Source organism: Acinetobacter sp. UC24323, assembly GCF_024151445.1.
Taxonomy (GTDB): Bacteria; Pseudomonadota; Gammaproteobacteria; order Pseudomonadales; family Moraxellaceae; genus Acinetobacter; species Acinetobacter baumannii.
Genome location: NZ_JAHIBY010000005.1, coordinates 147,419 through 171,272, shown reverse-complemented (window position 1 = coordinate 171,272; position 23,854 = coordinate 147,419). Strand labels below are relative to the sequence as shown.

The following is a 23,854-nucleotide window of genomic DNA, read 5'->3' as shown; positions in this document are numbered from 1 at the left end:
GTTATGATCGGAAACATAAGAGCTATATTTAATGGATGAGTTGAGTCTTTTAAATGTAGTAATGCGTATAACGCATTTGTCTTATGGGTCTTTCAAGCTGTCTTTTTTAATAAAGACAGCTTTTTTTTATAATGTGCTTAAGTATTTTTTAGAGTTTGGCTTGATTGTAGCAATCGAGATTAATGCATTGTGCACTCAGTTCTATGATTTGATCAGGGGCTAATTGGAGTTTTTCCCATTTTTGCATTTGCTGAAATAACCAATGGAAATCTTCAGGTTGGGGAGCCGCATTTTCTTTAACCAAGTGCTTTACAATATTTTGAATCATATAATATTTATCGACATGCACTTCTTCAGAACAGTGAAATCGGACAATCCCGAACTCGACCAATAACTTTAAGACAGGTGCAAAATCTTTTAAATTACTCAATTCTTTTTGAGCTTTCATAATTGCCGTTGTAAGGGCAACTAAGGTTTGAGGATGTTGTTCAGCCCATTCTTGAGTTACTACGAGAACTTTATCTGCCACATTGGGAATAATGTCTTGACTTGAGCAGACGATTTTACTTAAGCCTAAAAGTTCTCCTTGAGTATTCCAAGGCTCTCCCACACAAAAACCATCAATCACATGGTTATCTAAAGCTTCGACCATATACGGTGGCGGAAGTGCTTTGAGTTTGAGCGTTTGAGCTATTCTAGAGTCTGCCAAAGCAAGCCATTCTCTTAAACAATAATGATGGATTGAATGTTTAAATACATGGGCTAATGACAAAGCATTATCTTCTTTAATGTAGCTCGTCACTTTTTGGGCGGTAGTTTGTGCATTATCGTTTTCTTTAATAGCCAATTGATGAATTAATTTTTGGCTTAAGCTGATAAAAGCACGGTTTTTACTTAAAACGAGCGGGGTTTGCAGTGCAATACCAATTTGGTCTGCACCCATTGCTGCTGCAGGGAGCATCGCAGATAAACAATGTGCAGCATCTAATAAACCAAAAGCTAAACGGTCGCGTAGACTTGCCCATGATGCTTCTTTGACTAAAGTAACTTCTAAATCGACTTCTTCGAAGAAACCTTGCTGCTTTGCCCAAAGTAAAGCGATGCAATCAAGTAAAGGAATATAGCCGAGTTGCAATTGAGTCTTTTCTAATTTGCTCATTTATTCATCCTTTAGTTGATCATTTAGTAATTTTTGAGCGTCAAGTAAACGCCGTGCCATTTCTCCAATCGTTATACGGTGACTCATGGCATTTTTTCTGAGTAATTGAAAAGCTGTGTCTTCAGGTAAACCATGCAGTTGCATGAGTAGCACTTTGGCCTTTTCAACATCTTTACGGTCTGCCAGTTTGGTTTGAGCTTCTTTTAAGTCACCTTCGAGCTTTTTATGTTTTTTATATTGCTCAATTGAAATCTCTAAAATGGTATGTAAGCGGGCGGGGTCTATGCCATCTACAATATAAGCCGTTACGCCTGCATCTATAGCTTGTTTGATGGTGTCTTTATCTGAATTTTTAGTGAATAGAACAGTTGGTAGGTCATAGCTACTCACACAACTTTCAATAATGTCACGATGGGGATGATCCATATCGAGCAAGATGACATCGGCTTGTAAATCTTCAAGACGAAAAATATTTAAGTGGTCCAAAGTAAGGCAGGCAACCACTTCAAAGTCATTTTCAAGCAGACTATTTTTTATATAGTCGGCCCGCGCATGATCATCATCGATAAGAGCTATTTTGAGTTTTGGCATAAGTTCAGAAAATCAGGCTAAGAAAATGCGCCAATTCGACGCGTTTTTTGTTATCAATTTTTAAGCAAGATTAGTGCCATCCAAAATTAAACAAAAAATCAGGCATGAGTGGTCCTTTACTATGCTAATGCATTGTTTTGATCAATATTGGTGCAAAAAAGCGATTCATTTTGTGGCAAGACTTATTTTTGTTTAAACCATATAGACGAGCAGCAATAGTGCAGGGAAAATTAAATATTCTTTTTGGATAAAAATGGGTTTTGTATTAAGTATTTGAAAATAAAAATAAAAAATTATTAATATTAATTTTAAAAAGAATTGGCATGCAAAATGCTTAGTTAATTACAGGTCGAAGACGACCATAAGTTTTAAAGACGGCCAACGATGTCCGTTCTGATCGAATTTGTGAGTGCAACTGTACACACAGAAAATTTACGTTCAGTCGGAGTGAAGGTTATGTCTTTATTTTTATTGCATAAAAAAGTTACATCTGAATTAACTAATTTTTCAGTTTCAGCGATGCGAGCCTTCCGTATGAGGGGGCTCGCTTTTTTTATTTGTTTTTATGACTTTGCTATGCATAGGGTGTCGTCAACGAGTGGAAAAAATGGGTTCCAAGCAGCTATACGCTTTGTGATGTTGATACGTTTCTCGGTAGAGCACAAGGCAAAACAACAATGTCTATTTGAGAACGCAAGAACGCAGCTTAAAAGCAACGTGATTTGAGGAGAAACACTATGAAATTGGTAATGATTGGTCATGGTATGGTGGGCCACAAATTCATCGAAGCCATTTTAGAAAAAGCAGATGATGAATTGGAAATCACGATTCTTGCAGAAGAACCTCGTATCGCATATGACCGCGTACATTTGACTGAATACTTCTCAGGGAAATCGGCAAAAGATTTATCTTTAGCACGTTTTGATTTTGCTGATGCGTATGGCATTGACCTGCGTTTAAATACTAAAGCAGTGGCGATTGATACGACTGCACAAACCGTAACAACCAATCATGGTGATGTGATTAGCTATGACAAGTTGGTGCTGGCGACTGGTTCATATGCATTTGTTCCGCCAATTCCGGGTAATGACCGCGAGAACTGCTTTGTTTACCGTACCATTGAAGACCTAGATGCCATTCGTGCAGCAAGTTTAAAGGCTAAAACAGGCGTAGTAATTGGCGGGGGGTTACTTGGACTTGAGGCAGCCAAAGCATTACGTGATTTAGATTTAGAAACACACGTTGTTGAGTTTGCACCACGTTTAATGGCAGTTCAAATTGATGACTTAGGGGGCAAGGTTTTACGCCGTAAAATTGAAGATTTAGGTGTAAAAGTCCATACACAAAAAGCGACTCAGTCTATTGAGTCTGGGGTAAATACCACTCATGTGATGAAGTTTGCCGACGGTAGTGAACTCGAAACTGATGTGATCTTATTCTCTGCGGGGATCCGCCCACGGGATGAATTAGCGCGTAATAGCGGACTTGCGATTGGTGAGCGTGGCGGTATTGTAATTAATGATTATTGCCAAACATCGGATCAAAACATTTATGCCATTGGTGAATGTGCGCTTTGGCAAAATAAAATTTATGGCTTGGTTGCACCGGGCTATGACATGGCGCGTATTGCAGCAAAACACATTTTAGATGAAGAGTGCCACTGCTTCGCTGGCGCAGACATGAGCACCAAGTTGAAGTTGATGGGCGTTGATGTTGCTTCTGTTGGTGATGCACATGCTATGACCCCAGGTGCATTAAGCTATTTCTATGCAGATGAACATGCGCTGGTTTATAAAAAGATTGTTGTAAATGCCGACAAAACCAAATTGCTTGGCGCGGTTTTAGTGGGTGATGCCAAAGAATACAACGACCTTTTACAAATGATGTTGAATGGTCTGGCTTTACCGAAAGTGCCTGAAAGTTTAATCATGCCGGGTTTTGAGCAATCAGCAGCAAAATCTGGTGGTAGCGGAGTCGATTTGCTGCCAGACAGCGCGACTATTTGTTCATGTAACAACGTATCAAAAGCAGACATCTGCCAAGCAATTAGCGATGGTTCGACCTCTTTAGGTGCATTAAAGAAATGCACCAAAGCAGCAACAGCATGTGGTGGTTGTGCACCATTAGTGACTCAAGTATTGAAGTCAGAGTTACAACGTCAAGGTGTGACTGTTAACAATCACATTTGCGAACACTTTCCGTACTCGCGTCAAGAGTTGTATCACTTGGTTCGTGTCAATGAAATCAAGACATTTGATGATTTAATTCATCAACATGGTCATGGTTTAGGTTGTGATATTTGTAAACCGGCAGCAGCAAATATTTTGGCATCTTGCTGGAATGATTTCGTACTTAAGCCAAGTCATGCAGGTCTGCAAGACAGTAACGACTACTACCTAGGTAACATTCAAAAAGATGGCTCTTACTCAATTGTACCGCGTATGGCAGGCGGGGAAGTCACTCCGGATGGCTTAATTGCGATTGGCCAAATTGCGAAGAAATATAACTTATACACCAAAATTACTGGTGGTCAACGTGTTGATATGTTTGGCGCGCAAGTTCATGAACTTCCATTTATTTGGGAAGAGTTAAATGCTGCGGGCTTTGAGTCTGGTCATGCCTATGGTAAGTCGTTGCGTACAGTGAAATCTTGTGTAGGTAGCACTTGGTGCCGTTACGGGGTAGATAACTCGGTTGGTTTGGCGATTGAACTTGAAAACCGCTACAAAGGTTTGCGTTCACCACATAAATTGAAAATGGCAGTGTCTGGCTGTACACGTGAGTGTGCGGAAGCGCAAGGTAAAGATGTAGGCGTGATTGCCACTGAAAAGGGTTGGAACCTTTATGTATGTGGTAACGGTGGTATGAAACCGCGTCATGCAGAATTACTCGCATCTGACCTCGATAAAGAAACACTTATTCGTTATATCGACCGTTTCTTTATGTTCTACATTCAAACTGCAGACCGTTTACAACGTACCAGTGTATGGCGTGACAACATGGAAGGCGGTCTAGACTACCTTAAATCTGTGATCGTTGATGACTCTCTTGGTTTAGCTGCCGAGCTTGAGCGCCGTATGGAACACATTATTGGTACATATCAAGACGAATGGCGTACAGCTGTCGAAAACCCAGAAGTTCGTAAACGCTTCCAGACTTATATCAATGCAGGAGCAAATGAACAAGCTGATCCGCACATTCAATTTACAACTGAACGTGGTCAAATCCGCCCATTAACTGAAGCTGAACGTTCAGAAGACCGCATTCCAATGGTTGAAGCATAAAGGAGAACTTATATGAATATTGTACAAGACAAAAATATGCTTCCTGATGATCAATGGATTGACGTTTGTGCCCTCGATGATTTAACCCCAAACACGGGTGCAGGAGCGCTAGTGGGCGGCCAAACTGTAGCAATCTTCCGTGTGGGGCATGAAAAACGTGTTTATGTACTGAGCAATAAAGATCCGTTTAGCCAAGCGAATGTGATGAGTCGCGGGATTATTGGTGATTTACAAGGCGAACGCGTAGTTGCATCACCAATTTATAAACAACATTTCAGTTTAGCTACAGGCCGTTGTTTAGAAGATAAAGACCAAAAATTAGCGGTTTATCCGAGCAAAATTGTTGATGGCCGTGTTTGGGTCAACGCGGTGCCGCAAAAAACTTATATTACTAATACAGGTGTATCACAAGACAAACTTAGACTGGTGCTGATCGGAAATGGTTTGGCAGGGATGCGTTGTCTGGAAGATTTACTTGATATGGCACCAGACCGTTATGAAGTTACGGTGATTGGTGAAGAACCATGGGGTAACTATAACCGTATTATGTTGTCTCCGGTTTTATCGGGTGAAAAAACCATTGAAGACATTATGTTGCATCCACTGAAGTGGTACGACGATAAAGGCATTAAATTTATTGCTGGTGATAAAGCCGTAAAAATTGATCGTCCGCGTAAAGTGGTTTACACCGAAAAAGGCCAGACAGTTGATTATGACCGTTTGATTCTGGCAACAGGCTCGGCACCATTTATTCCACCAGTTCAAGGTGTTGACCTAAAAGGGGTGTTAACTTTCCGCGATATTTATGACGTTAACACCATGATTGAATACTGTGGTTCAAAAACTAATGCAGTCGTGATTGGTGGCGGTTTGCTGGGTTTAGAAGCTGCCTATGGTTTAAAGCAACGTGGTATGAATGTCACAGTTCTACATTTGATGGACCGTATTATGGAACGTCAACTTGATGGGCGTGCGAGTCAATTACTTCGTCATAGCATTGAGCAAAAAGGCATTCAAATCATTACCGAAGCCAATACAGAAGCGTTAATTGGTGATGAAAACGGTCATGTCAAACAAATCCGTTTGAAAGATGGCACAGTGTTAGATGCGGACCTTGTGGTGTTTGCTGTAGGTATCCGTCCGAATATTGCTTTGGCGCAAAGTGCAGGATTACGTTGTAACCGTGGTGTATTGGTGAATGACACCATGCAAACATTTGACCCAAGTATTTATGCCGTGGGTGAGTGTATCGAACACCGTGGTCAAACTTTCGGTTTGGTTGAACCACTGTGGGGCCAAGCTTTTATTTGCGCGACCCATTTAGCAGAGCACGGCAGCTTAACTTTTAAAGCACCAACCGTACCGACTCAGTTAAAGGTGAGTGGAGTCGATGTATTCTCTGCGGGCAATTTTGAACCGAAAGATGATTATGAAGACATTATTCTGAATGATGAAAAACGCCAGATTTATAAACGCATTATCATTCAAAACGATCGGGTAATCGGTGCAGTACTGTTCGGTGATACTGAAGATGGCATGTGGTATGCAGAGTTAATTGCAGATCAAACTCCTGTTTCTTCATTTAGAAATAAGCTGCTATTTGGTCGAGATTTTGCATTAAAAAATGCAGGCTAAATAGGGAAAGGAGCAGTTATGAATAGTATTCCAAGCGTTGAAATCGATAGCTCCGACCATGTTGCAAAAACAACTAAAACAACATGTCCATATTGCGGTGTAGGTTGTGGTGTTAGTGTAAACGTTCAACAAAAACCTCAAGGACCTGTGGTGCAAGTTGAGGGGGATGCTGAGCATCCTTCCAACTTTGGGCGCTTATGCATTAAAGGTAGCCGACTTGCGGATACTTTGGGGTTAGAAACACGTTTACTTCAACCGATGTTTGGTCGTAAGCCACATCGGACTGTAACGACATGGGATGCAGCAATCAATAAAATTGCCGATAAATTCCAGTCTTGTATCGATCAATATGGTCGTGACAGCATTGCATTTTATGTTTCAGGTCAGCTTTTGACTGAAGACTATTATGTGGTGAACAAGTTTGTAAAAGGCTATTTGGGCACTGCAAATATCGATACCAACTCACGGCTTTGTATGTCATCTGCGGTGGCAGGTCATAAACGTAGCTTTGGTGAAGACCTTGTGCCAGCAAGTTATGAAGATTTTGAACATGCAGATATGGTGGTTTTGGTTGGTTCCAATACCGCATGGTGCCATCCTGTGCTGTATCAGCGGATTATGCAGGCTAAAAGCCACAATCCAGATATGTTTGTTGTGGTGATTGACCCACGTTTTACCAGTACTTGTGAGCAAGCGGATTTACATTTACCGATTTTACCGGGCCAAGATGTCGCATTGTTTAACGGACTATTCCAATATTTATATCAAAATGGTCATGCCGATCAGGCTTTTGTAGATGCCTATACTGAAGGTTTGCAAGAGGTTTTGGCAAGCAGCGAGCCAGAAGCTAATGTGGAATATGTGGTAAAGCGTACAGGAATTGCACTCGATAAGATGCAACAGTTCTTTAAGAAATTTGCGCAGACTGAAAAGGTAATCACGCTATTTTCAATGGGTGTGAATCAATCAAGTCAGGGTGTGAATAAGGCCAACAGCATTATTAATTGCCACTTACTAACAGGTAAAATTGGAAAGCTCGGTGCTGCACCATTTTCAATGACAGGCCAGCCCAATGCTATGGGCGGTCGAGAAGTGGGTGGCTTAGCTAATATGTTGGCTGCCCATATGGATTTAGATAATCCCTTGCACCAAAAAGTAGTGCAAACCTTTTGGGACAGCCCATTTATTGCAACTCAAGCTGGCTTAAAAGCTGTTGATTTGTTCCGTGCTGTTGAAGCTGGAAAAATTAAAGCCATCTGGATTATGGCAACCAATCCGGTGGTAAGTTTACCAGATGCCGATCAGGTGAAACGTGCTTTAGAGAAATGCGAATTGGTTGTGGTGTCAGATATCTGTGCGGATACCGATACTACGGCTTACGCCGATATTTTGCTTCCAGCTTTAGGTTGGGGTGAAAAGGGCGGTACAGTAACCAACTCCGAGCGTCGTATTTCACGTCAACGTGCTTTTTTATCTGCGCCGGGTGAAGCCAAAGCGGATTGGTGGTCAGTGAGTCAAGTTGCGAAAAGATTAGGCTTTAAAGGTTTTGACTTTAATAGTGCTGTTGATATTTTTAATGAACATGCTGCTTTGTCAGCACAAGATAATGCGGACATTGAAGCACGTGAGCAAACTGATACGTTCCGTTATTTCAACTTAAAAGGTTTAATGAGCCTAAGTACTGCTGAGTACGACGCTCTACAACCAGTGCAATGGCCAGTATGGGATAAAAACCAAGACGCTAAAGCTGTTCAACAACTGTTTGGCAAGGGCCAGTTTAGTCACAAAAACACCAAGGCAAAACTAATTCCGACTGTTGCAACTAATCCGGTACATGCAATTTCAGAAGATTATCCGCTCATTTTGAACACGGGGCGTATTCGTGATCAATGGCATACCATGACCCGTACTGGTTTGTCGCCAAATTTAACTAGTCATCGTGCTGAACCATTCTGTGAGATTCATCCAAGTGATGCATTGAAGTTTGGTGTGCGTGATCAAGGCTTGGTAGAAGTTCGTTCGAAATGGGGCAGTTGTGTACTGCGCGTGACATTCTCATCAGGTGTCCGTCGTGGGCAAATTTTTGCACCGATTCACTGGACTGAACAGGTCGCATCCGACGCGCGTATTGGTAAAGTCGTGAATCCAGAAGTTGATGCAATTTCAGGTGAGCCCGAGTTCAAACATACGCCTGTAACCATTCAGCCGTTCTATACCACTTGGCAAGGCGTGCTCTATATTCGTGAAGGATACGATTCGCACATTCAAGAATCGCTACATCACTGTGCATGGTGGACTAAAGTCAAAATGGTGAAAACCAATCGCTATGAACTTGCAGACCGCCAAACTTTTCATGATACTCAAAAGAATCTGAAAAGCTTTTTGCCATTTGCTGATGAAACCTTTGAATGGTTAAGCATAGAAGATATTTCTTCACAACTGAGCCATAGTATTATTTTGAAAGATGGCATTGTAATTGCAAGTCTATATATTGCACCGCCAGATTTATTGCCAGACCGTGACTGGGTAGCAAGTCTGTTTAAACGAGAACGTTTGAGCGCCTTGCACCGTAAAGCTTTACTAGCAGGTATGCCAATGTCGGCTACCAATAATGATGGGCCTTTGGTGTGTAGTTGTTTTAAAGTAGGTAAGAATAAAATTATCGAAGCAATAAAAACACAAAACATTACCCATGAAAAACAGGTCACTGCTTGTTTAAAAGCTGGTGGCAATTGTGGATCATGTTTACCTGAAATCCGTGGCTTAATTAAAGCTTGCCAGCAAGAGGTAGAAGTGTGAATAAGGGATATCCCATAACTGATCTGGTCATTCTGGCGGGTGGACAAGCCCGCCGTATGAATGGTTTAAATAAGCTGTTGCAGCAATTCGATGGCGATACGCAACTTCTTAAGATTCATCAAAAGCTAAAATCTTCAGTATCTGAAATTTGGGTGAATAGTCATCGAGACTATTCAATCTATCAAAGTATTGTGCCTGATATTAAATGTTTTCAAGATGATGCTTCCGGTTTTTTCGGCCCGCTTATGGGGATGAAAAGTGCATGGTCACATGTAAAGGCAGATTATGTTTTGTTTATTCCTTGTGATGTGACCTACATACCCACGCAAGTCGTTGCGAAATTACACAGTGCACTTCGCAAAAATAAACAGGCTCAGGCAGCTTACGTTTCAATTAACGGAGATGCTTTATACCCATTTTGTTTGTTAAAACGTGAAAGTCTAGAGGTTTTAGAGCAGCAAATTGATAAGCAACAATTGAGTTTAAAAAATTGCTTTAAACTTTTACATGCACAAGTAGCCATTTTTCAAAAGCAGAACTTATTTTTCCATAGCATTAATTCTTTAGATGAACTTCAACAATACAAACAAATTAAAGCATTTAAAGAGATTTTTTCGATAAATTAGAACTTCAATCATATCGATTTAAAAATTACATTGATAATCTGAAATCATTTTTTAAATTTTGAGTTATTGACTGTTTAGAATTTAAGTTCTATTTTGGAACTTGTTGTTTTCATTCTAGCCAGATGTATAAAAATAAACGGAGCCAGAAAAATGATGGACGCAGCTGCAGCTCAGCAAAGTAAAACAGATGTGACCGCATGTATTTTATGTTCAAGAAACTGCGGTTTGAGCGTAGAAATTAAAGATAACCAATTTGTCAAAATTAAAGGTAATCCTGAGCATCCATTTTCTCAAGGTTACATTTGCCAAAAAGCCGCAAGATTACAGCATTATCAGAAACATGCAGACCGTTTGACCGCACCTTTAAAACGCCAACCAGATGGCTCGTTTCAAGAAATTAGTTGGGATGTGGCGATACAAGAAATTGCCAATCAATTGGTTCAGATTAGAGATAAATTTGGCGGCACTGCTTTTGCTTCGGTTGGGGGCGGTGGACAGGGTAACCACCTCGGTGCAGCTTATGGCCGACAACTTTTATTGGCTATGAAAAGTTATTATGCATATAACTCACTTGCCCAAGAAAAAACAGGTGATTTCTGGCTCAATGGCCGCCTGTTCGGTAGTCAGGCTTGCCATACTACAGAAGATGTTGAACATGCAGATTACGTACTTTTTATTGGAACGAACCCGTTTCAGGCACATGGTATTCCCAACGCACGAGACACGCTAAAACATATTAAGAAAGATCCGAATCGAACCATGGTGGTGTTCGACCCGCGTGTTACTGAAACGGCAAAACAAGCAGACATTCACGTGCAGCTAAAACCAGGAACAGATGCTTTTTTAATGTCGGCCATGATTGCAATCATTATTAAAGAAAAGCTTTATGATGCAGCGTTTATTGAGCAGCATACACATGGGTTTGAAGAAGTAAAAGCTGCATTTAACCATGTCCCGATTGAAGACTATATTGCTAAAGCTGATGTACCTGTCGATTTGATTTATCAGGTTGTTCGAGATTTTTCAAAGGCAAAAAGAGGCTGTGTACGTATCGATTTAGGTATTCAACATACTTTGAATACAACATTAAATGGTTATTTGGAAAAGCTTTTATACTTACTGACAGGGAACTTTGGAAAACAGGGTACCAATAATTTGCATACCATGTTTATTCCAATTTTGACCGATACGGATGAAAGAAAACCAAAATATCGACGTAGTGTTTATCATAAAATGTTCCCGATTTCCGGGTTTTTCCCGCCTAATATTTTACCCGATGAAATCCTAAAAGCAGGGGAAAAGCGAATTCGTGCTGTGTTTGTAGATAGTTGTAATCCACTATTAACTTACCCTGACACACCAGCTTTTGAGGAAGCCTTTAAAGCATTAGATTTGTTGGTGGTAGTTGATGTTGCCATGACGGAAACCGCGAGACTCGCCGACTATATTTTGCCTGCTCATACTCAGTTTGAAAAATGGGAATTTACTGGTTTTAACTTGGAATTTCCTAAGAATGGTTTTCACCTGCGTCATCCCGTATTGGCTGCTCAAGCAAACACTTTACCGGAAGCCGAAATTTATACTCGATTACTGGAAGCTATGAATGCTATTCCGAAGAATTTTCCAATTCTAGAAAAAATAGCTGCGGTCGACTCGAAAAAAACCGCCTACTTACCCTACTTGTCGGCGCTAGGACTTACCTTGGCACGCCATAAAAAATATATCCCTTTTGCTGCCTCTATCATTTATCGCACTCTTGGCAAACGACTTGGCAATTCTGCAGATTCAGTTGCTTTTTTATTGCCGCTATCTATTCAATATGCTGTATTACATACCAAAGCAGTACGCCGTGCAGGTTATAAAGGTAATCCGTTAACACAAGGTGTCAAACTATTTGAGCAGATATTAAAGCAACGTTCAGGTATGGTTTTATCGCAACATGAATATGACGAAGTCTGGAAACTGGTAGCTTATAAAGATAAGAAAATACGTCTTGTAATTCCCGAGATGTTAAGTGAACTCGCAAGATTGAAAAGCCATAACGTTAATGTTGAAGAGTTTCCTTTCATCCTTTTGTCAGGTGAACGCCGTAGTTACAATGCCAACCAAATTTACCGTGACCCTGCTTGGCGAAAAGTAGATGCAGAAGGTGCACTGCGTATTCATCCTGAAGATGCAAGACACTTAAATGTAGATGCAGGAGGGCAGCTTAAATGTATCTCAGCGCATGGAGAAATTCAGGTAGCTATTGAGTTGGATGATGGGATGAGAAGAGGTGTTGTATCACTTCCACATGGCTATGGTATGCGATTTCAAAATGGAGAACCGATTGGGCCACAATTAAACTTACTTATTTCTGCTGAACATTGTGATCCATTGTCGAAAACGCCATACCATAAATATGTACCCATCCGTTTAGAAAAGTGTTAGAAATAGAATCAAGTAAAACATAGATTTTACCGTGCTAACTCGAGATTTATTTTTAAATTATTCTTGAGACGGTGCGGTGAAAAACCTATAAAAAGTTAAATATTATGGAAGATAAGTAGAGCTGGAACAAATTTTGCATAAAAAGCAAAGCACTATTTAGGCGCAATTTTTTGTATTTGATTGTTCATAATCGGTGCTCGCAATATTTGAACTGTTCTCGATATGAGTGCAAATGATGAAACAATATCACTCTGAAACTGCGCCAAGCCTTCTGCAAGATCAATATGGGCGTATCAAGCGTAAGTTACGAATTTCTGTAACTGATCGCTGTAATTTTAAGTGTGTATATTGCATGCCTGAGCATCCAGAATGGTTAAATAAACAAGATTTGCTTAGTTTTGAAGCGCTCTTTCAATTTTGTCATTTTATGGTGCAGCAAGGTATCGAAAGTATTCGCATTACGGGTGGTGAACCATTAATGCGTCAAGGTATTGTTCATTTCATTCGAGATCTACAATCTTTAAAAAGTTTAGGTTTAAAACGTATATCGATGACTACCAATGGTCATTACCTTGCTAAACATGCCAAGCAGCTAAAAGATGCTGGATTAGATGATTTAAATATTAGTTTAGATAGTTTGGATCCTGTTCAGTTTAAAGAGTTGACCAAGAAAAAATTGGAGCCTGTTTTAGAGGGGATACAAGCTGCAAAAGAAGTAGGATTACCTTTTAAAATTAACTGCGTGTTAATGAAAGATAGAAATGATGATCAAATTTTACCTATGGTGAAATGGTCAATTGCTCATCATATTCCTTTGCGTTTTATCGAGTTTATGCCGCTTGATGGTGATGCACTTTGGTCAAATAAAGATGTGGTAAGTGAGGCTGAAATTTTACAGGTATTGCAACAGTATTATTCGGTACAAGTCATCGAGCAGCAACATGAGCCAGCGCGTCAATATCTAATTAACGGTAGCTACCATTTAGGAATTATTTCCACAATTACGCATTCATTTTGCCGCCAATGTGACCGTATACGGCTTACCGCAAAAGGCGAACTATATAACTGTTTATTTGCGCCGCAAGGCTTAAATATTAAGCCTCAGCTTCAAACGCTGGTAAGCAAACAACATACTCCAGAATATGGTGTGTATATCCAAAATTTAAAGAATTTGGTTCATCCTTATATCTGGCATAAAGCCAAAGGTTTCCATGCCTTACAACATCAACAAACCCGTAAAATCAGCATGCATATGCTTGGGGGATAAATGCAACAATCTATCCAAATTAAAGTCGAAGCATTTGGTGCAATTGAAAAATTGCTTCCTGAAAATCTTTTGCTAGTTTGTCCTAGCCATAGTCTGGTTAAAGATGTATTAGATGAAATTGTTTTATTGCATCCGGAATCTACAAAAGCCATGGAAAAATGTGCATGTGCGATTGGTGATAATGTTATAACCAGACAAACTGTCTTAAGTGAGCCATGCACTTTGGTTTTATTATCACCCGTTGCCGGAGGATGAGTCATGAAAGAGTTCGCAAGAATACAAGAGCAGGCTTTAAGCTTGGATACTTTTGATCCGATTCAATCTTTTCCGGAATGTGGCGGTATCGATATTTTTATGGGTACGGTTCGTAATCACCACGAAGGTAAAGCGGTAAAGGCGCTGAAATATACATCGTATAAACCGCTTGCAGAAAAAATGATACGTGAAATTGAACTAGAAATTGAGAAAAAGTATCAGGTATCTTATGTGCGAGTGGTTCATCGGATTGGATATTTAGATGTGGGCGAAACAGCAATCATTGCGATTGCGTATGCAGCCCATCGCCGTGAAGCTTTTCAGGCATGTGAGGAAGCGGTCGAACGGGTAAAGCATGAAGTACCTGTCTTTAAAGAAGAGTTTTTTACAGATGGCACAAGTCATTATGTAGAGGGCTGTTGTATTCGTAAGGATGCACCGCACGACCACAAACACCATCATCATGCCGGCCATGAGCACTCACACTGAAATATGTAATACTAGGATAAATAATGAAAAACGTAGGAATGAAGCCGGAAAGTTATCGTGTTGCCGAAGCACAAGCGATTTTATATGCACCACCGCACTGTATTGAATTATTAAGACAAGGAAACACGGAAAAAGGTGATGCATTAAAAACAGCACGTGTTGCAGGAATTTTGGCAGCAAAACGAACTGATGAGCTGATTCCACTATGTCATCCGCTACCGATTTATCGGGCAGATGTAGAATATGAATTGGAACATGACTTTGTAAAAATTATTGCTGTCGTTGAGACCATTGGACCAACTGGTGTAGAAATGGAAGCTTTAACGGCGGCAAGCCTTGCAGGTTTAACTATTTACGATATGTTAAAGCCTCATTGTGAACCAGAAGAACTCTGGATGGATCAATGTAAACTACTTAAGAAAAAAGGCGGAAAATCCCATTTTAAACGGGTATTGCGTCAGCCTGTTTCGGCTGCGGTTATTGTATTGTCAGATACTGTAGCATCGGGTAGAAAGCCAGATACGGCCGGAAAATCTGTAGTTGAAACTTTAACTGAAGCTGGATTTGATCCGATCCATTACCAAATTTTGCCTGATGAAGCAGATGATCTCAAAGAATTGGTCCTAGAACTCACCAAATCGTATGCTTGTATTATGACGGTGGGTGGAACAGGAATTGGTAAGCGTGATATTACGGTTGATACGCTAGAGCCTCTTTTAGAACGTAAATTAGATGGCTTAATGGAAGCTGCTCGCTCATTTGGACAAAAACGCACGCCATACGCTGCTATGTCACGCGGAGTAGCCGGGTTTATTGACCGTTCGTTAGTAGTGACGTTACCGGGAAGCCGTGGTGGAGCAAGCGAATCAATGGCCGCTATTTTACCCGCATTAGTCCATATTTTTGATGTTTGCCGTGATTTACCACATCCAGGAGGCTATGAATAATGTCCGGTTGTGGTGCTGAGCGTGGATTAATCAGTATAGATGAAGCGCTAGATTTAGTTATTAATAAGCCTAAAAACTTAAGCTCTATTCAAAAGACTCTAATAAATAGCCTAAGTAGTTATCTTGCCAAAGATATTTACTCTGAAATTAATTTACCAAGTTTTTCTCAAAGTGCGGTAGACGGTTATGCACTTTGTAGCCATGCAGAAGATTTAAATAATCAAAAGTTTCAAGTCACAGGTGAGATTCGTGCCGGAAGCGAGAGTCATGACATACTTGGTGAAGGTCAGGCGATTCGTATATTTACGGGCGGCAAAATTCCTGAAGGGACAACGCATGTAGCACGGCAAGAAATCGTATCGGTTATTTCGGCTCAAGAAATTTGTTTAACGGAGCATATACGCCCTCAAGCCGATATCCGCTTTACTGGTGAAGAAATCCAGCAAGGGCAGTTACTTGCTCAAGTAGGACAGTTTCTAAATATTGGAAGCTTGGCTGCTTTAAGTATGGCAGGTGTACAAGAACTTACTGTTTATCGTAGACCAAAAGTTGCAGTTTTAGTCACAGGTGATGAAGTTGCTCAAACGGCAAAAGATTTAATCGATGGAAAAGTCTTTGATGCAAATGGTCCATTACTAAAAGCTTGGTTTGAAGATTATGGTTTAGATGTTGAACTCATTCATGTGGCAGATGAAGCAGATCAGGTCACCCATTACTTTAACCAACTAAAAGACAGCTATGATGTTGTTATAACGACTGGCGGAGTTTCGGTAGGAGACTACGACTTTGTTCGGCCCTGTGCTTTCGAAGTTGGATTTGAACAAATCTTTTGGAAAGTTAAACAAAAACCGGGTAAACCTTTATTCTTTGCCGAATACCATAATTCACAAACCCACCATTCCTGTTATTTGTTAGGCTTACCGGGCAATCCGGCTGCGGTATATGTCGCAATGCAAGTTTATGGTAAATCTTTGCTTGATGCATTGCAGGGCAATAGACATGGACCAGAATGGTTTACTGCAATTTTAGAGCATGATTTAAAAGAAGATGCACGTGAGCGTTTTTTACGAATGTATGCTTACTTTGATGCAGGGCAACTTAAAGTAAAAAGTTTGGCCAAGCAGCAGTCCCATATGCTGAGTAACCTTATGCAAGCCAATAGTTTAGTCCGTATTCCTGCAAGTACAAAACTAGCATCAGGAACGGTGCTAAAGGGGATCTTTATTTCAAATTAACTTATAAATAAGCTGTATATAATTAATCCATACTGATGGATTAATTATATTTTATAACTATTTTTAGTGACTGTTATTTTAAAAAATAAGCTTTATAAATATACTAAAAACTTATTTCTAAGCTGAATATTGCATATAACATATTAAGTGGTTTAGGGTATAAATAATAAGGCAAGTAGGCTAGTTTTATATTGAGGAAAGCATAAAGATGAAATGGGATGACATCGGTGATCAGCCTTGTTCTGTTGCCCGTATGCTATCAGTGATTGGTGATCGATGGACGATGCTAATATTACGTAATGCTTTTATGGGAATTCGTCGTTTTGATGACTTTCAAAAATCATTAGGTGTCACTCGTCATGTCCTTTCTGATCGCTTAAAACGGTTGGTTGAATACGAAATTTTAGTGAAAGCGCCTTATTTTGACCGTCAGGAACGCTTTGAATATCGTCTCACAGATAAAGGCTTTGAGCTTTATCCAATTATCTTATCTATGGCGAACTGGGCAGATAAATGGATGGACCAAGGTTTAGGTAAACCTTTGGAATATCGACACAAAGCATGTGGACATAAGTTTGAACCTGTTATGGTGTGTTCAGTATGTCGTGAACCATTACATGCAAAACAAGTTCAGGTTTCGGCTGGGCCGGGCTATTTTGCTTATATGGAACAAAAGCAAAAACAGGCTTAAACTTGTTTCTCTAACGACTCTTGTAGAAGCGCTTCTGCAAGAGTCTTATAAATATAATCATGATTTGATTGTGTAATATTAAAACGGATAAATTGACCTGCCGATTGTGCTTGGCTAAAGGCATTACCCGGGGCGAGAATCACTTGCCGATTCAGGCAAAACTGAGCAATCTTCGCTGCATCTACACCTTCCGGTAGACGACACCACACAAAAATTCCGGCCTTGGGCTCAATCCACGGTTCTATCCTAATCGATTTAAGCTTCGCGATTGTCTCTTGCATGGCTTGAGCTAAACGAACTTTTAATAAATCTAGATGCTTACGGTATGAACCATCGGTTAAAGCTGTGTGTAAAATCTTGGCTGAGAGTCCATTGTGAGAAAAACTGGTGGCTATTTTTAAATCGGCAATCTGATCAATCCATTCTGGTTTCGCAATTATATAGCCGCAGCGAATAGAAGCAGAGAGCGTTTTAGAAAAACTTCCAATAAAAATCACGCGTGAAAGGTTGTCTAGGGCTGCAAGTCGTGGAGCGGGAGTATATTCAAAATCTGAGAAGATATCGTCTTCAATCACAATTAAATTAGACTGATCAATCAACTTTAATAATTGATGAGCTGTCGAGAGTGAGAGTGTTGCACCAGTTGGGTTGTGTATTCCGGAATTTGTAATATAAAGCCGAGGGTTATAGCTCTCGATAGCTTCTTTAAATGCCTCTAAGTCTGGGCCATTTGGAGTGTAGGGAATACCAACAACTTTAACTTGATGAACTTTAAGTAGAGCATGAAAGTTAAAGTAGCAAGGGTCATCAATTAGAACTACATCATCTGGTTTAAGTAAAAAACGACAAACCAGATCAATAGCTTGAGTTCCTGAATCGGTTAGAAGGACTTGATTAAAGTTTGCCTCTATACCTTTACTTTGTGCCCGTCTAGCCAGTAGATCTCTTAATGCGGGCAGCCCCAACGGTGAAGAATAACCCAATAAACTATCGTCTTCGCTACGTGTGGCTGATCTTAATGCTTTGCGGATACTTTCAAGTGGCATCCAATCATTTGGTAACCAACCACAACCGGGTTTAAACGCATTAGGTTCTGCTTCTAAAGACTGGCGTGAAATCCATAACGGATCTATAGAGCGATCTAATTTGGGTCCTAATTCACTTAAGGCTAAAGGTGCAAGTGGTGCCACGACATAAAAGCCGGAACCACTACGTGATTCAATTTTACCTAGGGCAATTAATCGCTCATAAGCTTCGACAATAGTAGAAACAGAAAAACCTAAATCTTTGGCTAGTTTACGTACAGAGGGAAGTCGGGTTCCTGGAGTTAAAGAGCGATTCTTAATTTGTTGTTCAATCTGTGAAATAACAAGTTCGATTTTTGTTTTGGTCTGGTTCACATTATTTATCTCTAACTGTACTGTTTGCTTATACATAACAGTTTTTTAAAATTGTACTGCTTTGTATCTGGTTTTGACACCATATCACAGCTTAAATTCTTCGTATAGTTGCGGAGAATAATATGCAAAAGTTTATGAACGGTTGGGTGAATGGTTTTATTGGGGTTGCAATTTTTGCCGGTTCATTACCGGCTACCCGTATTGCGGTAACAGGTTTTGAGCCTGGTTTTCTAACAGCAGCAAGAGCTGTCATTGCAGGAGTTTTGGGTTTAATTCTTATCTTTTTGCTTAAGGAAAAAAAGCCTGCTAAACAAGATTGGTGGCCACTCGCTATTGTGGCTTTAGGCGTTGTAGTTGGTTTTCCCTTATTTACTGCGCTTGCTCTACAGTATATGAACGCAGCCCACTCGATTGTCTTTGTTAGCCTTCTACCGCTCGCTACTGCCATATTTGCAGTAGTGAGAGGTGGAGAAAAACCAAATTTATTTTTTTGGATATTTGCAATTTTAGGCAGTTTGGTTGTTTTTACCTATATGTTTTTCTTATCGGGTGAAGCTTCTTTTGGCATCGGCGATTTATACATGCTTATTGCAATTATTTTGTGTGGATTTGGCTATGCAGAAGGCGGAGTACTTTCGAAAAAAATAGGTGGATGGCAGGTGATTTGTTGGGCGCTTATTTTAGCTTTGCCGATTATGCTGCTTGCTACTCTTTTTTATATGCCCGTTTCCTTTCAAGATGTATCTACATCAGCGGTAGCAGGGCTGGTTTACGTATCTTTATTTAGTATGCTCATCGGGTTCTTTTTTTGGTACAAAGGACTTGCACAAGGCGGTATTGCTGCAATTAGCCAGCTACAGCTTTTACAGCCTTTAATGGGACTTGCGATTGCCGCACTTTTATTACATGAACACGTCAGTTGGTCGATGTTAATGGTAACGGCAGTAACAATTTTATGTGTCGCTGCCGCTAAAAAATTCGCATAAAAATTTATAAACAATTTGCCGGTTTAGGAATACCTGCCAAGCGACTGAGATGGCGAGCAACTAAACCGGTATTAAATTTTTGCTGTAAAACAGCATTATTAATACCTGGGCTTACGGTTTTCATTAAAAACTTAATCAAAGGACGTGTTGCAGGAGAATGCCCAAATTGCTGATAAAATTGGCGAACCGCAGCTAAAACTTCAAAATGCCAATCTGTTAATTCAAGATCGAGAGATTTGGCGAGTTCCTGTGCTACTTCGGGATTCCAAATCGTATAGTCGACTAAATGACCATCTTGATCTAATTCTAAATTCATAAAAATGAGCCTAACTATATTATTTCAAAGAAATGCATCGATTAAATTGTAAAACCAGATCCGCAAACTGATCATAGTTCAATACCTTAACCTGAGCCAAGGTTTCTGCATCAATTAAATCTTTTTCATGAGACAAACAAGAAACTGAGCCAAACTGCTGACAAATATTTACCGAAAGTTGAGCAGTTGAGTCACCCATAAAAACAATTTGATCATCTTTATGAAATAGCTTTGCAAGTTCTTCAATAATGCGAGGAGTATGGTGATAAGAAGCTTGCACAAGATAAAGAGTTGATTGCGTCATTAAAATTACACCTTTATCTACCAATATAAGACATGATCGAAAGACTGGATGAGTTCAGTATCTAACTGAACAAATTCTAGTTCCTGCTCGCTGTTTTGAACAAATGGATGCTGTTTGTTTTTTGCTTCAATAAGGATTGGACTTAAGTCATAAAACTCAAAGCTATCCACCATGTTTGAAGCAATTTTAAAAGCATGCTGCAATTGGTCGAAGTTACCTTCATTTTGTAAAAGACTAAGAGCCGCATCTTTTAATAATACTTTGACTGGTGAGCCAAAGGTTGCTAAAACCATAGTAGCGGCGAGGCTTTCATTGACTTGTAGGCTGGTTAAATTGGCTTGGGTCAAAATAACGAGTACAGTTTTCACACAATATACCTTTTAAAAGCAACAATCTAAGTTAACAAAGTAACTTAAAATTGAAGAAGACGAGAGGCTGACTGTACTGCATCAGCAAGTTCACCTAGACCAACCAACTCAAAGTTGTTCGCTAGGTTGTGATGACTAAGTTGATGGCGACTCGCATTTTCTGCATCGGTAATCCCGCGTGCAAGAGCAGCGCTAACGCAAACAGGAAGTCTGATCGAGAGCTTTTGCCATTCATGCGTTAAATTACGCTGGTCGTCAGGAACCCACTGAAAATCATTCGCAACTTGAACGCCATCTTGGTAAAAGAATACACGAAAGTCTTCATTTTTACTTTTGAGTGCCTGAGCTAGGCCCAGCGCATGCCAAGCATGGATCGAAGTAGGAGCAGAGGTTATTAGTAGTAATGTACTCATTGAGAATTCACTATGGTCATACGTCTAAATGGGCGTAGATACATTAAGAGAAAGGTAAGTATACAATGATTTTAGTGACAGGTGGTTTAGGCTTTATCGGTTCACATATTGCATTGAGTCTCATGGCTCAAGGCCAAGAAGTGGTTCTTGTCGATAATTTGGCTAACTCGACCTTGCAAACGCTTGAGCGGTTAGAATACATCTCTGGTATGTACGTTCCGTTTGTTAAACTTGATGTACGTAACACGCCTGCATTGAACAAAGTATTTGAACAGTACTCAATTGATGCAGTCATTCATACGGCTGGTTTTAAATCTATTGAAGAGTCTAATTTAAAACCGCTTGAATATTATAATGATAATGTCAGTTGTATCATGAGCCTATTGCGTGCAATGCAACGTACAGGCGTCCGTCATTTTATTCATTTATCTAGTTTGGCAGTCTATGGAAAATCTGGTTCACAGTTAAGCGAAACAGATGATTTCAACTATGCTTATCCTAACCCTTATATTAAGTCGCAACAGATGATTGAAGAAATCATCCGTGATACTTACAAAATTGATCATGAATGGAAAATTGCAATTTTACGTCTATCAAATATTGTAGGTGCTTTTGAGCATGGTGTATTAGGCGAGTATGTAGCACAGCTCCCTAAAAATATTGTACCGCTTGCCATGCAAGTTGCAGCGATGCAACGTGATTTAATTGAGTTACAGGATCAGTCTTCTACCGAGGACCATACCGTAGAACGTAGCTTTTTACATATATTAGATGTATGTGAGGCAGTAAGCTCAACTTTACATTGGTTACGTGATCAAAGCCATTGCTGTGAAGCTTTTAATATTGCTCATGAGCAAGTACATTCGATTCGTCAATTATTAGATGAAATTTCACAGGTTACCCAAGCCGAAATTCCGACACAATCTGCGATTTATAAGCATGAAGAGTTAGCACAGATTGGTGCAAATATAGGAAAAGCAAAAACTTTATTACAATGGGCACCTAAGCGAACTTTAAAACAAATGATTGAAGATGAATGGAGATTTTATCAAAATACATTAAATGGAAGATAAGATAATGATTCTTATTTACAATAATGGAATGCTTGAGTACGATACTAAAATTAACTAGCCAAAGCATAAATTGCTTCAGCCCGTGAGTTCTTTAACCAGATAACCGAGGTTTCTATGCAAACACGAATTGAACATGACACAATGGGTGAGATTGAAGTTCCGAATGAAGCGCTGTGGGGTGCACAAACCCAACGTAGCTTACAGAACTTTAAAATCGGGCAGGAGCGTTTACCCCGTGCCATGATTCGAGCGATGGGCTTGGTAAAAAAAGCAGCGGCAATAACCAATGCAGAGTTAGGCCAGTTACCACAAGATTTGAGCCAATATATTGTGGGGGCAGCTGAGGAAGTGATTGCAGGGAAATGGGACTCTCAGTTTCCACTTGTGGTTTGGCAAACAGGTTCTGGTACGCAAAGTAACATGAACTGTAATGAGGTGATTGCAAATATTGCAAATCAAAAGCTAGGCCAAGCGCTTGGAGCACAAAAGCCGGTACATCCGAACGATCATGTTAACCGCGCACAATCTACTAATGACTCATTCCCAACGGCTATTCATGTTGCGGCAAGTTTGCAAATTAATGAATTACTGATCCCTGCTGTAGAACAGCTTAAAGCGACTTTGCAAAAAAAGTCAGACGAATTCCAAGATATTGTTAAAATTGGCCGTACCCATTTACAAGACGCAACGCCACTGACACTTGGTCAAGAGTTTAGCGGTTATGTTTCTCAGCTCGAGCATGGTTTAGTGCGTTTACAACAAGCTTTAAGTGGTCTGTATGAGTTGCCATTAGGTGGCACAGCGGTAGGAACTGGGTTAAATGCACATCCTGACTATGCTGTTAAGGCAGCAGCTCAGCTTGCAGCTTTAACGGGTTTGCCATTTGTTACCGCTCCTAATAAATTTGAAGCACTTGCAGGACGTGATGCTGCTGTGTTTGCATCAGGTGCATTAAAAACACTAGCGGTAAGCTTAAACAAGATTGCCAATGATATTCGTTGGTTAGCAAGTGGTCCACGTTGCGGCTTCGGCGAAATCCGTATTCCTGAAAATGAACCTGGTTCTAGCATTATGCCAGGTAAAGTGAACCCGACTCAAAGTGAAGCAATGACCATGGTTGTTGCTCAAGTGCTTGGCAACGATACTACTATTAATGTCGCTGGTGCTTCGGGTAATTTTGAGCTCAATGTATTTATGCCAGTAATTGCTTATAACTTACTGCAATCTATTCAGTTGCTTGGTGATGCATGTAATAGTTTTAATGATCACTGTGCAGTAGGGATTGAGCCAAATCGTGAGAAAATTGATCATTTCTTGCATAATTCTCTCATGTTAGTTACGGCATTAAATCCGGTTATTGGTTATGAAAACTCTGCAAAAGTGGCGAAAACTGCTTATAAAGAGAATAAAACTTTAAAACAAGTTGCTGTAGAGTTAGGACTTGTTACAGCAGAGCAATTTGATGAAGTGGTTAAACCTGAAAAAATGGTTTCGCCAAATAGTAAATAAGCGATTTAACAATAGCCATCAGCAGTATATTTTGTAGCGATTTTACAAACTCTTAACTACTGATGGCTATTATGCTT

Annotated in this window: 22 protein-coding genes; 15 read left to right on the top strand and 7 right to left on the bottom strand. The window is 40.0% G+C overall.

Annotated features, from left to right (window positions below):
- Positions 1–148: 148 nt before the first annotated feature.
- Positions 149–1,159, bottom strand: a complete 1,011-nt coding sequence (locus KNQ97_RS08960) for an ABC transporter substrate-binding protein (RefSeq protein ID WP_253612115.1) — start codon at positions 1,157–1,159, stop codon at positions 149–151.
- Positions 1,160–1,750 (bottom strand): ANTAR domain-containing response regulator, encoded by a 591-nt coding sequence (locus KNQ97_RS08955; RefSeq protein ID WP_001125253.1) that lies wholly within the window; start codon positions 1,748–1,750, stop codon positions 1,160–1,162.
- Positions 1,751–2,134: 384 nt separating this feature from the next.
- On the opposite strand from KNQ97_RS08955, the gene KNQ97_RS08950 reads away from it, so the two are divergent.
- The 12 genes from KNQ97_RS08950 to KNQ97_RS08895 all read left to right on the top strand — a co-directional run bounded on the left by KNQ97_RS08950 (position 2,135) and on the right by KNQ97_RS08895 (position 17,408).
- Positions 2,135–2,476: a hypothetical protein gene (locus KNQ97_RS08950; protein WP_000114557.1), complete on the top strand. Its 342-nt coding sequence runs from the start codon at positions 2,135–2,137 to the stop codon at positions 2,474–2,476.
- Positions 2,477–2,487: 11 nt separating this feature from the next.
- A complete protein-coding gene (gene nirB / locus KNQ97_RS08945) occupies positions 2,488–5,034 on the top strand; it encodes a nitrite reductase large subunit NirB (protein WP_000780184.1) in 2,547 nt (848 codons plus the stop codon).
- A 12-nt stretch (positions 5,035–5,046) separates the two neighbouring features.
- Entirely contained in the window at positions 5,047–6,669 is a 1,623-nt protein-coding gene (nirD, locus tag KNQ97_RS08940; protein WP_253612114.1) for a nitrite reductase small subunit NirD, read from the top strand.
- Between the two features lie 18 nt (positions 6,670–6,687).
- Positions 6,688–9,468 carry a nitrate reductase gene (locus KNQ97_RS08935; RefSeq protein WP_253612113.1) on the top strand — a complete coding sequence of 927 codons (2,781 nt, stop codon included), beginning with the start codon at positions 6,688–6,690 and terminating at the stop codon, positions 9,466–9,468.
- On the top strand, positions 9,465–10,094 hold the full coding sequence (locus tag KNQ97_RS08930) for a molybdenum cofactor guanylyltransferase (protein WP_031998308.1): 630 nt from the start codon (positions 9,465–9,467) through the stop codon (positions 10,092–10,094). The genes KNQ97_RS08935 and KNQ97_RS08930 overlap by 4 nt, the downstream gene beginning before the upstream one ends.
- Before the next feature lie 150 nt (positions 10,095–10,244).
- Positions 10,245–12,524, top strand: coding sequence for a molybdopterin-dependent oxidoreductase (locus KNQ97_RS08925; RefSeq protein ID WP_249482305.1), 2,280 nt, complete (start codon positions 10,245–10,247; stop codon positions 12,522–12,524).
- A 226-nt stretch (positions 12,525–12,750) separates the two neighbouring features.
- The gene (gene moaA / locus KNQ97_RS08920; RefSeq protein ID WP_086377705.1) at positions 12,751–13,791 is read left to right on the top strand and encodes a GTP 3',8-cyclase MoaA; all 1,041 of its coding nucleotides are present in this window, start codon (positions 12,751–12,753) and stop codon (positions 13,789–13,791) included.
- Positions 13,792–14,046 carry a MoaD/ThiS family protein gene (locus tag KNQ97_RS08915; protein ID WP_001187658.1) on the top strand — a complete coding sequence of 85 codons (255 nt, stop codon included), beginning with the start codon at positions 13,792–13,794 and terminating at the stop codon, positions 14,044–14,046.
- Positions 14,047–14,049: 3 nt separating this feature from the next.
- Complete coding sequence (locus tag KNQ97_RS08910; RefSeq protein ID WP_000657200.1) at positions 14,050–14,535, top strand: molybdenum cofactor biosynthesis protein MoaE; 486 nt, start codon at positions 14,050–14,052, stop codon at positions 14,533–14,535.
- Positions 14,536–14,558: 23 nt separating this feature from the next.
- Positions 14,559–15,482: a bifunctional molybdenum cofactor biosynthesis protein MoaC/MoaB gene (gene moaCB / locus KNQ97_RS08905; RefSeq protein ID WP_000799985.1), complete on the top strand. Its 924-nt coding sequence runs from the start codon at positions 14,559–14,561 to the stop codon at positions 15,480–15,482.
- Positions 15,482–16,717 (top strand): molybdopterin molybdotransferase MoeA, encoded by a 1,236-nt coding sequence (locus KNQ97_RS08900; RefSeq protein WP_216173197.1) that lies wholly within the window; start codon positions 15,482–15,484, stop codon positions 16,715–16,717. Before moaCB ends, KNQ97_RS08900 begins: the two co-directional genes overlap by 1 nt.
- Positions 16,718–16,925: 208 nt before the next feature.
- Positions 16,926–17,408 (top strand): helix-turn-helix domain-containing protein, encoded by a 483-nt coding sequence (locus KNQ97_RS08895; protein ID WP_000870671.1) that lies wholly within the window; start codon positions 16,926–16,928, stop codon positions 17,406–17,408.
- Here KNQ97_RS08895 and KNQ97_RS08890 read toward each other — a convergent pair.
- Positions 17,405–18,808 carry a PLP-dependent aminotransferase family protein gene (locus KNQ97_RS08890; RefSeq protein WP_253612138.1) on the bottom strand — a complete coding sequence of 468 codons (1,404 nt, stop codon included), beginning with the start codon at positions 18,806–18,808 and terminating at the stop codon, positions 17,405–17,407. The two genes, KNQ97_RS08895 and KNQ97_RS08890, sit on opposite strands and share 4 nt — an antisense overlap.
- A 122-nt stretch (positions 18,809–18,930) precedes the next feature.
- Here KNQ97_RS08890 and KNQ97_RS08885 point away from each other — a divergent pair, with 122 nt between their 5' ends.
- Entirely contained in the window at positions 18,931–19,794 is an 864-nt protein-coding gene (locus KNQ97_RS08885) for a DMT family transporter (RefSeq protein WP_001168985.1), read from the top strand.
- Positions 19,795–19,798: 4 nt separating this feature from the next.
- Here the strand turns inward: KNQ97_RS08885 and KNQ97_RS08880 are convergent, their stop codons facing one another.
- Genes KNQ97_RS08880 through tusD form a run of 4 tightly spaced genes read right to left on the bottom strand, consistent with a single transcriptional unit; the run spans position 19,799 to position 21,195 of the window.
- Positions 19,799–20,110 (bottom strand): TusE/DsrC/DsvC family sulfur relay protein, encoded by a 312-nt coding sequence (locus KNQ97_RS08880; protein ID WP_253612112.1) that lies wholly within the window; start codon positions 20,108–20,110, stop codon positions 19,799–19,801.
- A 19-nt stretch (positions 20,111–20,129) separates the two neighbouring features.
- Positions 20,130–20,414, bottom strand: a complete 285-nt coding sequence (locus tag KNQ97_RS08875) for a hypothetical protein (RefSeq protein WP_000194629.1) — start codon at positions 20,412–20,414, stop codon at positions 20,130–20,132.
- A 17-nt stretch (positions 20,415–20,431) separates the two neighbouring features.
- Positions 20,432–20,782: a hypothetical protein gene (locus KNQ97_RS08870; RefSeq protein ID WP_000859773.1), complete on the bottom strand. Its 351-nt coding sequence runs from the start codon at positions 20,780–20,782 to the stop codon at positions 20,432–20,434.
- Positions 20,783–20,826: 44 nt separating this feature from the next.
- A complete protein-coding gene (tusD, locus tag KNQ97_RS08865) occupies positions 20,827–21,195 on the bottom strand; it encodes a sulfurtransferase complex subunit TusD (RefSeq protein ID WP_000105719.1) in 369 nt (122 codons plus the stop codon).
- Positions 21,196–21,260: 65 nt separating this feature from the next.
- On the opposite strand from tusD, the gene KNQ97_RS08860 reads away from it, so the two are divergent.
- Positions 21,261–22,268: a UDP-glucose 4-epimerase gene (locus KNQ97_RS08860; RefSeq protein WP_000604787.1), complete on the top strand. Its 1,008-nt coding sequence runs from the start codon at positions 21,261–21,263 to the stop codon at positions 22,266–22,268.
- A gap of 114 nt (positions 22,269–22,382) precedes the next feature.
- The gene (gene fumC, locus KNQ97_RS08855; RefSeq protein ID WP_001194768.1) at positions 22,383–23,777 is read left to right on the top strand and encodes a class II fumarate hydratase; all 1,395 of its coding nucleotides are present in this window, start codon (positions 22,383–22,385) and stop codon (positions 23,775–23,777) included.
- Positions 23,778–23,854: the final 77 nt, after the last annotated feature.